We start from the raw sequence: 12364 nt of genomic DNA on the forward strand, positions 1-12364 counted from the left end.
TTCTTTTTAAAAAGGAGGTAAATATGGTTCTGCTTGTGCGCCGACTGATGTCGGCACGCTTGTTCAGCACATTTGCCTGCTCTTGCCCGAGTTCCATCGCGCTGCGATAACCTGGTCAGAGCAAAGCCCACTCCACATTCCTGAGTCCTTTCTCGACTCCATTGTTGTCGCCAGCGCTCCTGTTGACAGGGACAAACACGTCCCCAAAAAACGAGAGCAAGAGCATGACAACCCTGATTTCCGCACTTTCCCTGCAACTAGAAACCGGCCATGGCCCGCTGTTCCAGGATCTTTCTTTTACTGTAAAACTCGGCGACCGCATTGGCCTGATCGGCCACAACGGCTGCGGCAAGAGCAGTCTGCTCGATGTATTGGCAAACAGCCGCGAGCCCAGTGTTGGCAGCGTGCAGTATGCGGGGCTATGCCGCCTGCAACACGTCGAGCAGCATCTGCCGCCAAGACTTGCCGGTCTGACAGCACGCGAGGCCTTGCTGGAGGCGGTGAGCGAGCAACCGGCGCAGCATTGGCGGGTAGATAGCCTGCTGGACGAACTGGGCTTACCCGAGGCGGCCGACACGCCGGTGTCCAGCTTGAGCGGCGGTCAACATACCCGTTTGCTGTTGGGGCGTGCCGTACTCCGCGAGCCGAATCTGCTGTTGCTGGACGAACCGAGTAACCACCTGGATCTACCCTCGCTACTGTGGCTGGAGGACTTCCTGCGCCGTTGGCAGGGCGGCTTCATTCTGGTATCGCATGATCCGCGACTTCTGGATACGCTCAGCGAGAAGAGCTGGATCCTGCGCGATCAGCGCCTATACAGTTTCGATATGCCGTGCAGCCGGGCTTTGGCTGCGTTGGCCGATGCCGACGCGGCGGCGCAGGCACGCCATGCCGGTGAGCAAAAGGAGATCGACCGGCTGGCCCTCAGCAGCAAGCGCCTCGCCATCTGGGGGCGCGAGCACGACAATGAAAAATTGTTGCGCCAGGCCAAGTCGATACAAAGGCGCGTCGACAAGCTGAAAGACGATCAAACCTTCGTTAGCCGTGGCAGCCCGTGGCGCTTGAAACTGCAGGGGAGTGCACTGGCGGCAGACCGTCTGTTGGCATTCGAAGATCTTCAGGTACGCGCTCAGCCAGAACAAGCGCCACTGTTTCAGGTCAATGACTTGTGGCTGCGGCCAGGCGACAAGGTCGCGCTGCTAGGTAGCAACGGCACGGGCAAGTCATCATTGCTGCGCCAGTGCTGGAGCGACGTTCAAGAGGGTGAGGCACGCGATGGCTGGCGTTATCATCCTGCGGCGCGGATCGCATATTACGATCAGTCGTTGCATCAACTGTCCGACGACGCAACGCTACCTGATGCGTTATATAAGTTCGCCCGCATCGGCGACAGAGAGCGGCGCCAGGCTCTGATTTCCGCGGGGTTTGCCTATCCACGCCACGGCCTGACCGTGGCCACCTTGAGCGGCGGCGAGCGGGCGCGTCTGCTGTTGCTGGCACTCTCCATGGCCAGCTATCACCTGTTGTGGCTCGACGAACCGACCAATCACCTGGACATGGAGGGCAAGCGCGAACTGGGTGCGGCGCTGGCTGCGTTCGAGGGCGGCTTCATATTGGTTTCGCACGACCGTGAGTTGATCGAGGGCACTTGCAATCGCTTCTGGGTGATCAATAACGGGTGTCTGCAGGAATGGCTGGATGCAGAGAGTGCCTACCAGAACTTGTTCACGGCGCGTGACACGGTTGTATCCGGACCTGTTTCGCTCGTAACGAAGCACTCCGGTGAGCAATCCGCTAATAGCGGTAGTGTTAGCGACGCTGAGGTGCAATGGCAGCGTTGGTGTCAACTGGAGGCCATGCTAGCGACGGACCTGGCACGTAAGCCGAAACATCAGAAACCGCACTTGCAGCACGAGTGGCGGCAAGAGATGTTGCAACTGGAACAGGTGCTTGGGCTTTAAGACGTGGGCGAACGGGCCTGCGCCGCTTCCTGCGATCCCTCACAGGAAGCGGCGCACCTTCAAATTACAACTCAGTCGTTACTCGTTCAGCTAAGCCATCAAAACCGGTACGTCGCCCCAACCTGGAAGAACCGTCCCAGGTCCGTGTACAGCGACTGATCGTACCCGGTGATATCCGGCGAAGCCTGCCACTCGACGTCAAACGGCGGCTTGCGATCGAACAGGTTCGAAATACCACCATAGATGGTCCAGTGCTTGATCCCGCGATAGCTCGCCATCAGATTGAACTGGCTATACGACGCCACCGAACCCGTTCCGCCATCTCCGAACTCCGCTGCTACGGCGTTGGTGTACGGACCGGTGTATTGCCAGGTCAGCGAGGTCGTCAGGTTGTGGAAATCCCAGGCTAGTGTCGTATTGCCCTTCCAACGCGGATCGCTTGCGCCGAACGGTTGCAGGAAGGCGAGGTTGTTACCCGCGAAGTCCTGCGGCGCCGAACCCGGGCTGCGAAGCTTGAAGTGCCACATATAAGCCCAGTCGCCGGTCAGCGTGAACGTACCGTAGGTCGTACGCAGCGCCTTGCGGAAGTTCATGTCGAAGCCGTCGGTGTCGAGCGAGCCGAGGTTGACGAACGGCTGCACGATATAGCGGATCGTGCCGTCCGGATTGCGAACCACCGTCGACGGATTGTTCGCTTGCAGTACCGCGTTTGGATCTGCGGTCCCGATCACACCGTCGATGTGCACTTTGTAGAACGCCGCACCGATATCGGTGGTCGCATCGGGCGACAACTGGAAGCCGATGTTGTAGTTCTTCGTGTGCTCAGGCTGCAGATTCGGATTGCCGGTGGTCTGCTCGGTCGTGAAGTGCTTGGTCGGCACGCCGCTCGGATCATACGGATCGACCAGGTTCTGGTGGCCGAGATAGACCGCCTGCGAGTTCTCGACGCCGGTCGGCGCGCGGAAGCCGCGGCTGTACGAGGCGAAGGTCGTCAGCATGCGCACCGGCTGGAAGCGCAGTGCGAAGCTCGGCGAGAAGGCGCCGCCGAAGTCGCTGTAGTGGTCGTAGCGGCTCGCTTGCGTGAACGTCAGGTTTTTGAGGATCGGAATATCGACCTGATAGAACGCTGCTGCTACATTGCGCGAGCTGTCGACGGTCTGCACGTTCGCCGGTGCCGAGATGCCCTGCGCGGCCAGGGTCTGCGGGTTGATGACCGACGACTCGTGACGGAATTCCGTACCGAAGCCCAAACCGACATTACCGGTGGGCAGCGTGAACAGGTTCGCCGTCGAGGTTTTGGCGGTCACGCTATCGACCTTCGCAATCGCTTGTTGATTGTCATCGGTGAAGACGCCGTTCAGACCATTAGGCGTCGAACCGGGATTTGCGAAGTTGTACGTGCCGTTCATCAACATGCTCTCGACGCCCGCCACGTTCAGGCGGTTCGAGTACGTCGTATCAACCGTGCTCTGCGAATGGCCGTAGTCGGCCGACCAATCCCAGTTCCCCAGCCTGGACGTGTTGAACGAGCCCTTGATGCCGGTCGAAGCCATCCAGAACGTCGATACGGTGTCGGACACGCCGACGTTGTTCGGGAATGCCAAATTGATCGGCGTCGGCACGCCAAACGGGTTGAACGGATTCGACGCCGGCACAGTCCGCGAAAGCGGTGCGACTGAGCCTGTGGCAGGGTTGAACACGTTCGTATTAGCGGTGAGCGCGGCGGGGCCCACCAACTGCACGGTTTCATCCCGGCTCACCCAGAAGCCGGCATACGCTTCCGTGTCGTCGTCAAGCCGGAAGGTACCGCGAACCTTCCCATTCCAGCGTGTGACGGCCGGTGTCAGAGAGGTGCCGGCAGCGACGTTGTACGTGCACGACTTGCCATTGGTGTTCGCTGCGGTGCTGCCCGGCGGACAGGGGCTAAGTGCCGTGTTGCCACCAGGGGTGCCCCAGAACGACTGCTGGCCCGGACCAAACGGCGCTGCCTTGCCGCCCGAATACTGCGTGAAATCCTGCGACGACGTCATGTCGCGATCGGCAAGCGTCGACCCGCTGTCCCGATAGTAGCTTGCCGCGGCCGTGACGTTGAAGCGATCGGAGTTGAGATCGCCGAAGCCGCCGAGCACGCTGAAGCTGCCCTGGCCATTGCCGGGGTGCTGCGCCTTGCCCAGTTGGGTATCGAGCTGCAGACCCTGGAAATTCTTCCTGGTAATGATGTTGACCACACCGGCGATTGCATCGGAACCGTAAATCGACACCGCACCCGTCTTCACGATGTCGATGTGATCGACCATGTTGAGCGGAATCGTGTTGATGTCGAAGAAGGTGTCGGTGAAGTTCACCGCTTCTGCGTAGTTGGCGACACGTTGCCCGTCTATCAGCACCAGCGTGTACTTTTCGCTCAAGCCGCGCAGCGCGATACCAGCTCCGCCCGGCGCTGAACTGGCCATCGTGGACTGCCCCCAGCTGCTGGCCGAATTGGCAGAGGTACTGCGCAGAAAATCGGACACGGTGGTGTAGCCGCTTTGCTGGATATCCTTCGCCGTAATGGTTTGAACTTCGGTATTGCCGACCTTGTCCGACGTGCGGATAAGCGAACCCGTAACCTCAAACTTCTTGAGCTGCTTGACGCCCCCTTTGACGGCCGAATCGGAATCGGTAGTCGGCGTCGCGGTACTGTCAGGCGTGCTTGCCTGTGCGACCTTGGTGGTGGATGGCGCCGCCGCAGCCCCCGCTGCTGGCGGCTGGCTCTGAGCGAATGCGGAGGTGCCCACCGCAGCCGTCAAAGCCATTTCGGCCCAGACTATTTTTCGAATGGCCGAACCTAAAACCTTTTTTTTCATACTTATCTCTCTCGCCGCTAACGCCAAGTTGTTATACGAAAAGACCTGGCAAGCCTCTTCGTTTGCGGTACCCCACCGCCTGGATTCGAATGCTCCGTTTGTCCTCGAACCCGAACAACGATCACCAAGGTCGTTGATTCATAGTGAATTCAAAAACTAGGTAGTTATACTAATTAAGAAGATTGGAGGCGCCCCTTGGTCAAGAGAGTGTCCGGGTTGCTATTTCAAACTGCCAATCACGCCTGGCATCTCACCCGGTTCAATTTCCGCTCGAGCATCTTGTTAATTAGTACAGCGAAAACAAGAACTTCCACAATCCCAGCGCTGCCGGCAATGCGCGAGCGGACGGGGGTGCCGGCTCGCCTCAACTGGCAAAGAAACGTCTTTGAATCCCCCGCTGCCTAGCTTCCGCAACCGCGCCCTGCATCTACTTGCGAAACGTTCTACTTTGTTGTTCGAAAGAGAAGGTGACGGATGTCTTTCATTTCGTGTACGGAAACATATCAGCACAGAATTGTTTCGTCAAAATTTGTTTGAGCAGAGTAAAAAAAATGTGGGGTTTACGTAATTTCTTTGCGGCTAGGGTTTTTACTAGTATTGACCCACTGTGTCAGTGGCGGCAGTTCGTGCGCTTCTGCTGGCGGCTGCACAAAGAGGGTGTGGTGTCTGCAGCCAGGCGGGGTGGTGGGGCAAAAAAAGACCTGCTCGCCCAAGGGATGGCGGCAGGTCGAGAACTCACAAGTGTGTACTTATCGGGGAGATAAGTGAGGCTAAGTGTAATACAATAGAAATTAAAATGTAAACATTGTTTTCGGCCTGGCAGAGAGAGCGATGCGCGGCGTGGCCGCTTAGTTGGTCGCTTATTTGGTTGTATAACCGCCGTTGATCAGAATCGTCTGCCCCGTAATCCACCACCCGTCGCTGACCAGATGGCGGATGAACGGCACCACATCCTCGATGTCGGTCAACCCCGTCTTGGAGAACCTCGAGAGTGCGGCGGCGCTCTTGTGATAAGCCACCGCGTCCGCGCCTTCGGCGGGATAAAAGAATGGCGTGTCCATGGGCCCGGGACCGACGGCCGTCACGGAGATGCCGCGCGCGCCGAATTCCTGCGCCGCCGCGCGCGTGAAATGCTCGACCGGCGCCTTGGTGCCCTCATAGGCAGCGTAAAACGGCGTGAACGCCCCGAGCAGCGACGTGACGAGCGAGACGATCTTGCCATTGTCGTTGACGTGCTTGCCTGCCTCTTTGAGAAAGAAGAACGCAGTCTTCGAATTCACCGCGGTCATTTCATCGTATTCGGCCTCGGCGATCTCGACGAATGGCTTCTTCAGTACCTTGCCGACCGTATTGATGGCGATATCGGGACGGCCAACAGCGGCGACGACATCCGAGAACAGTTTTTCCACCGCGGCGGCCGAAGTCAGATCGGCCTGGAAAGCCACCGCTTTGGCGCCCGCCGCTTCGATCGCGGCAAGCGTCGCGTCGGCTGCGGACTTCGAGCTCGCGCTGTTGTAGTGGATCGCCACCGCCTTGGCGCCCTGCGCGGCGAGATCCCGCGCAATCAGTCCACCGAGATTTTTCGCGCCGCCCGCAATGATGACCGTTTTGCCTTTGATGCTGTGGTTTGCCATGTCCATCCCCAGTGTTGAAGCCGCCCTATGCGACCTCTCATCCTGCTGGATGATATATTCCAGGAAAATCATTTAAATCTACTGTTTCTGACATCACTAGTCAGGAAGGTCGAACAATGGAAGGGGTGTCTGGGCATGGATCGTATTGACCTGTTCCGTGTCTTCGCGCGCGTGGTCGAATGCGCGAATTTCACACGCGCGGCGGACACCCTCGGCATGCCGCGCTCGTCGGTATCCGCTGCGATCCAGGAGCTGGAAGGCCGGATAGGCGCCCAATTGCTGCATCGGACCACCCGTAAGGTGTCGCCGACCCAGGACGGCGTCGCGCTCTATGAGCGCTGCCTGCGCTTGATTGCCGATGTCGAGGAGACCGAGAATCTGTTCCGGCACACGTCGGTTGGACCGAGCGGCGTGTTGCACGTCAACGTGCCGGGCCGTATAGGCCGGCTGATCATCGCGCCCGCACTGCCGGAATTCCTCGTTTCCTATCCGAAGATCGACATCACGCTCGGCCTGACCGATCGCGCGATCGACCTTATCGAAGAGCGCGTGGACTGCGTGCTGCGCGTAGGTAAGCTAAACGATTCCGGCATGATCGCGCGTCCGATTGGCGATCTGCCGCTGATCAATGTTGCGAGCCCGCTCTATTTGTCCCAGCACGGTACGCCTCGCACGCCCGGCGATATGACAAACCATCTGGTCGTTCAGTATGCGTCGCCATCGAGCGGTCGCATTGCGCCTTGGGAATGGCTCGACGGCGAGACCGTAAAGACATTGACGACGCAGGGCCGCGTGACCGTCAACAGCGCCGAGGCATATATCGCATGCTGCCTGGCAGGACTTGGCTTGATCCAGATTCCCGCCTATGACGTGGAGCAGCATTTGCGTGCCGGCGAATTGATCGAGGTGATGCCCGAACACCGGGCTGCGCCGATGCCGATGACCTTGCTCTATCCGCATCGGCAGCATCTGTCGCGCAGGGTTCAGGTGTTTGCCGACTGGCTCGATGCGCTGTTGAAAGGGCTACTTGTTCGCAATCCGCGTGGACGTGGCTGAGCGCGCTCCCCAGATAGCGGGTGCGACACGCGCCGGCCGAATCTGACAGGCAGTTGGCGTCCGCAGGCGAACACCGCGGGTTACCTTGAGGGACGGATGCGTGATCGTCCATGGAGCGACGCGCGTATTTCGACGCAACGCAAGAAAGGGGATCCAGATTGCGGACGTTGAGACTACCGGCGTTCTCAGTCAGAGCGGGGCTGAGCTCCAGCGCGGCGACGTGGGTGCTGTTGCAGCAGGTGCTGTTGCGCGGGCTCGTTGCCGTGAAATTTCTCATGATCGGCCGGATTCTCGGGCCGGAGGCGATCGGCAGCGTAAGCGTCGCCCTGTTCGCGGTTGCGATTGGCGAAGCACTATCGGATACCGGGCTGTCGCAGGCGGTCATTCAAGGGCAGGTTGCGCCGACGCGCGAGGAGCTCGGCTCCGTCTGGACGACGCTCGCCACCCGCGGCTTGCTGATCGGCGCAGCGCTCGTTGCGATCGCGCCAATGATGAACAAGCAGTTCCATCTGGGCGGTGCGCTGCTGCTCCTGCAACTCGCGGCGCTATTACCACTATTGCGCGGCATCGCGTCACCCTCGTATTACGTCGTGCAGCGCGAGCGGCGCTTTCAGCATGTGGCGTGCATCGAGGTGTCGGCGGCCTTCCTCGATTGCTGCACCGGTCTCACGTTGGCCCTCGCCGGAGCGGGCGCAGTTTCGTTGCTGATCGGGATGATAGTTGGCGAATCGCTGAAGACCACGCTGACGTGGGCGACGATGAAGCCGCGTCCGCCGATTCGTCTACGCTGGTCGGGCATCGGTCATTACATCAACTTCAGCCGTTGGATCTGGGCGGGCAGTGTCGTCAATCTGGTGCTCAACCAGTTCGACAAGGTAATGGTCGGCAAACTGTTGGGACCGGCGCAACTGGGCGCGTACCAGATGTCGTCGCGGCTCGCGCAAATGCTGCTCGCCGACGCGGCAATCGCGATGTCCCAGTACCTGTTCCCGACGTTCGCCGCACGTCATCGCGCCGATCCGCAAGCCTCTGCACGCCTTTTCAGGCGCTATATCGGTGTAATCGCACTGGGCCTTGCGGTGGTGGTCGTCGTGCTGCGGCTTGCCGCGCCACTGCTGTTCTCGCTGATCCTCGGACCGGCGTGGCTGCCCGCTGTGCCGCTCTTCAAGATCTTCGTGATCAACATGGCGATTGGCGCGTTGATCGCGGTACTCGTGTCGTATCTGCGCGCGGTCGGCGACGCGAAGGCGACGACGCAGGCGTCGGCGATCGATGTCGTCGTGTTGCTCGTGTGTGTGCCGCCGGCTACCCACTTCTGGGGTGTGACGGGCATTGCCTGGGCGATGACGGTGGGCCTGAGCTCCGCTGCGACGTGGATGGCCTACCGGACGACGAGGGTTCCTATGAAGCTGATTCCTCAATAGTGGGAGGGGTAGAAATGACGCCAACCATCAACGACCTGCCTTTCAACCGGTACCAGTCCAACGTCCATTCACAGAATGGCGAGGACGGCGTAATCGCTGAAATCCACAAACGCTTGAATGTCAGCGCTGACGCAGACAACTGGTGCGTAGAATTTGGTGCGTGGGACGGCATACATCTCAGCAACACGTTCCATCTTGTGGAGCGAGGATGGAACGCCGTTTATATTGAGGGTGATAACAAAAGATACGGCGACCTCCTGAACACAGCCAGGCGCTATCCGAAGATCACACCCGTCAATGCGTTTGTGGCGCGCTTCGCTGGCGACGAGCTTTCGCTGGACTCCATTCTCGGTAAAACGGCGATTCCGGCGGAATTTGCGCTGCTCTCAATCGACATTGACTCGTACGACTGCGACGTATGGGAGTCTTTGAAAAACTACACGCCAAAGGTAGTCGTTATTGAAATCAACTCGAGTGTGCCGCCCGGAATAGTGTGGAGGCATAGCGAAAAAACCAAAGGGAACACCTTTTCCGCCACGTGTAACGTAGCGAAAAAGAAAGGCTATACGCTGGTTTGCCACACCGGAAACCTCATTTTTGTCCGAGACGATCTGGTAGGCGAATTGAACATTGACCAGCGATACATCGACTATCCCGAGCTGTTGTTCCAGTTCGATGGCAAATGGGTGCAAGACAACATGTTTCCCGAGCCGCGAGCGATTTCCCTGATAAAAGAATGTGCCGTCAAGCTAACCCCAAAACCGCTTTTGCCCATTGTCAAAAGAACTTATAAGGCAATTTTTGGGGCGGCCCCCTGACTCATCGCCCGGCGCCGCCCACTTGACATACCGCGCAGGTGCGGCTCGAAGCACGCATTGACGGATTATTCGCCGTCCCAGTAGTCCGTGCTTTTGCCGCTAAAGCCGATGGCGTTGAATCCATCCGGACCATCGACCCTCGCCGCATACTTGCCTGAATCCGGGTACTCGCAAATCTCTGGGGACTGCTGTGTGCTGACCGCGAGGTAGCGCAGTTCCTGATCGCTCGAATTGACGATCTGGTGTGCTGTCGCCACGCCGCGCGACCTAGCGGTGCTGCAATCCTGCCCGATTGGCTCGTGGCGAACGCGTTACGGGAACAGCGCTTGATCCAGCTCGTGCCAGAGTATTCGATCCCGCAACAAGGGGTCTACGCGGTGTTTCCGAATACGGCACACGTTCCGGAGAAAGTTCGTCGCTTTGTTGATTTCATGCGTGAATTCCCGGCGCGGAAAGTGGCTCAAGAGAAGCACTCGGTTATCGCGGCATGAACCTTGACCACGGCCGCATCCCGCAGCGAACTGCTGCGCCATCCCAGCTCAATCGGATAGCCCGGCACGTCGAGTGGGCACGCCAGCAGCTTTAGTCCCGTCATTTTTGCGATCGCTTCGGCCGCATGGAGGGGGATCGTCGCCACCGCTCGCGTGCCTTTCAGCAGAAACGGCAATGCCGCGAAGTGCGTCGTCGACGCTATGACATTGCGCTTCAGTCCGAGGGCCGCCAGGGCCTCGTCGACGATCCCAACCACGCCGCCCGACGAAACCAGAACATGTCCCCTCGACACAAATTCGTCGAGCGTCAGACCTTGGGGGCTGTCACTCGCGCCGTCTATCAGGCACGCATAGCTTCCCTCGCCGAGTACTTTGTGACTGAGACCCCGAGCGGCAAAGCCACCCGCAGCGACTGCCAGATCCATTTCCTGGTTGGCCAGTGCGTCGCTCACGATCTGACTGTACGTTTGCCGGAAAATGATCCGCAGCCCGGGGGCGCGACGTTCCACCATGTCGATGATCCGTTGCCCCAAGGCCAGCTCAAAGTCGTCGGAGAGTCCGATCGATACGGCACGGCCATGGAAGGTGGTTGCATCAGGTGAAGCGATGGCCAGGCTTTGCCTGCACTTGTCCAGTGCCTCGCTGATCACGGGCTTGAGTTCGCGCGCCCGCGACGTCGGCGCCAGACCGCGGCCGGTGCGCACGAACAGCGTGTCGGAATAGACCTCGCGCAGGCGCCGCAAAGACGCGCTGACGGCAGACTGGGTCATGTCCAGACGAATCGCCGCCCGGCTGGCCCCTCCCTCTTCGAACAACGCTTCAAAGATCTTCAGCAGGTTCAGATCGACGGCAGAGATATCAAATCTATTCATATCGGAAAGTTATGATATGTGTTCACGCGATTCTATCGCCACGGAAAGATAGCGCTTTATCAACTTCCCCTGGAGAAATTCATCGTGTCCAAGTCGAAAGTCGCCGCATTGCAAATCGGCTCGTCCGCTGCCGGCAAGGCAGAGACGCTGCGCCAGATCCTGTCGTTCGAAGAGCCGATCCGCGCTTCTGGAGCGAAGCTCGTCGTCATGCCGGAAGCGCTGCTGGGCGGCTATCCGAAAGGCGAGATCTTCGGCACGCGGCTCGGTTATCGACTGCCTGAAGGGCGTGAGGCGTTTGCGCGCTATTACAACAACGCGATCGACGTCCCGGGCGAGGAGACGGAGGCGCTCGACGAGCTTTCGACCCGGTGCGGCGTGTCGCTCGTGATCGGTGTCATTGAACGCGCGGGCAGCACGCTTTACTGCACGGCGCTGTTCTTCAATCCGGGAGAAGGACTGGTCGCGAAGCACCGCAAGCTGATGCCGACCGGGACCGAGCGTCTGATCTGGGGGCAAGGCGATGGTTCAACCCTGCCTGCCGTCGAGACTTCCGCTGGCGTCGCGGGGGCGGTGATCTGTTGGGAAAATCACATGCCGCTGATGCGTATGGCCATGTATGCGAAAGGCGTGCAGATCTGGTGTGCTCCCACGGTGGACGAGCGCGACATCTGGCAATGCTCGATGCGGCACATCGCCCACGAGGGCCGCTGCTTCGTCATCAGTGCATGTCAGGTACAGCCGTCGCCGACGGCACTTGGTATCGACGTGCCGAACTGGGACAAAGACCGTCCGCTGATCAACGGCGGCAGCGTGATTGTCGGACCGCTCGGCGATGTGCTAGCCGGACCGCTACGTGGCGAAGCGGGCCTCGTCGTGGCCGAGATCGATACGGATGAACTCACACGAGCACGTTACGATTTCGACGTGGTCGGCCACTATGCTCGTCCGGATGTTTTCTCGCTTTCGGTCGACGAGCGGCAAAAGCGTACCGTCGCGTTCACCTCGGAATGAGATTCCTGGAGATTCGATCTAGCCCCGCGCCGTCACTGAAGATCCAATGAAATGTAGTGCGAGAACAACATGGCGTCGATTGACAGACGGCGCGTTCACATAGACACTTCAGGCCATGTTGACGAACCACATCTCCCCATTCGCAGAGCAAGGCGGCAAGTATGTCCAGTTGGACGTACTGCGGGGGGCCCGTTCGCGTTAGATTTGAACAAAGCGTTTGTCAACAGGCCTCGCCGGAAACGGATGAGGCC

10 protein-coding genes are annotated in these 12364 nt (G+C 59.3%); 6 read left to right on the forward strand and 4 right to left on the reverse strand.

What is annotated here, in order from left to right; all coding sequences use genetic code 11:
* Positions 1 to 224: 224 nt before the first annotated feature.
* A complete protein-coding gene (locus BLQ92_RS04175; protein ID WP_090682005.1) occupies positions 225 to 1961 on the forward strand; it encodes an ATP-binding cassette domain-containing protein in 1737 nt (578 codons plus the stop codon).
* Between the two features lie 98 nt (positions 1962 to 2059).
* Here BLQ92_RS04175 and BLQ92_RS04180 read toward each other — a convergent pair whose 3' ends face one another.
* A complete protein-coding gene (locus tag BLQ92_RS04180; protein WP_090682007.1) occupies positions 2060 to 4807 on the reverse strand; it encodes a TonB-dependent receptor in 2748 nt (915 codons plus the stop codon).
* A gap of 860 nt (positions 4808 to 5667) precedes the next feature.
* Complete coding sequence (locus tag BLQ92_RS04185; RefSeq protein WP_090682908.1) at positions 5668 to 6441, reverse strand: SDR family oxidoreductase; 774 nt, start codon at positions 6439 to 6441, stop codon at positions 5668 to 5670.
* Between the two features lie 135 nt (positions 6442 to 6576).
* On the opposite strand from BLQ92_RS04185, the gene BLQ92_RS04190 reads away from it, so the two are divergent.
* From BLQ92_RS04190 to BLQ92_RS04200, 3 genes are all read left to right on the forward strand, one after another.
* Positions 6577 to 7497 carry a LysR family transcriptional regulator gene (locus tag BLQ92_RS04190; RefSeq protein WP_090682009.1) on the forward strand — a complete coding sequence of 307 codons (921 nt, stop codon included), beginning with the start codon at positions 6577 to 6579 and terminating at the stop codon, positions 7495 to 7497.
* Positions 7498 to 7655: 158 nt separating this feature from the next.
* Positions 7656 to 8921, forward strand: coding sequence for an oligosaccharide flippase family protein (locus BLQ92_RS04195; protein WP_090682910.1), 1266 nt, complete (start codon positions 7656 to 7658; stop codon positions 8919 to 8921).
* A gap of 14 nt (positions 8922 to 8935) precedes the next feature.
* Positions 8936 to 9739, forward strand: coding sequence for a hypothetical protein (locus BLQ92_RS04200; protein WP_090682010.1), 804 nt, complete (start codon positions 8936 to 8938; stop codon positions 9737 to 9739).
* A 65-nt stretch (positions 9740 to 9804) separates the two neighbouring features.
* On the opposite strand, the gene BLQ92_RS40390 is transcribed toward BLQ92_RS04200, so the two are convergent.
* Positions 9805 to 9996: a cupin domain-containing protein gene (locus BLQ92_RS40390; protein WP_208449372.1), complete on the reverse strand. Its 192-nt coding sequence runs from the start codon at positions 9994 to 9996 to the stop codon at positions 9805 to 9807.
* 42 nt (positions 9997 to 10038) lie between these two features.
* On the opposite strand from BLQ92_RS40390, the gene BLQ92_RS41335 reads away from it, so the two are divergent.
* On the forward strand, positions 10039 to 10230 hold the full coding sequence (locus tag BLQ92_RS41335) for a type 2 periplasmic-binding domain-containing protein (RefSeq protein WP_425194939.1): 192 nt from the start codon (positions 10039 to 10041) through the stop codon (positions 10228 to 10230).
* On the opposite strand, the gene BLQ92_RS04210 is transcribed toward BLQ92_RS41335, so the two are convergent.
* Positions 10200 to 11102: a LysR family transcriptional regulator gene (locus BLQ92_RS04210; protein WP_090682013.1), complete on the reverse strand. Its 903-nt coding sequence runs from the start codon at positions 11100 to 11102 to the stop codon at positions 10200 to 10202. The genes BLQ92_RS41335 and BLQ92_RS04210 overlap by 31 nt on opposite strands.
* An 84-nt stretch (positions 11103 to 11186) precedes the next feature.
* Between BLQ92_RS04210 and BLQ92_RS04215 the strand changes: the two genes are divergently transcribed.
* Complete coding sequence (locus BLQ92_RS04215) at positions 11187 to 12113, forward strand: carbon-nitrogen hydrolase family protein (RefSeq protein ID WP_090682015.1); 927 nt, start codon at positions 11187 to 11189, stop codon at positions 12111 to 12113.
* The last annotated feature ends 251 nt before the right edge of the window (positions 12114 to 12364 follow it).

It is taken from the genome of Paraburkholderia phenazinium, from assembly GCF_900100735.1.
GTDB lineage: Bacteria > Pseudomonadota > Gammaproteobacteria > Burkholderiales > Burkholderiaceae > Paraburkholderia > Paraburkholderia phenazinia.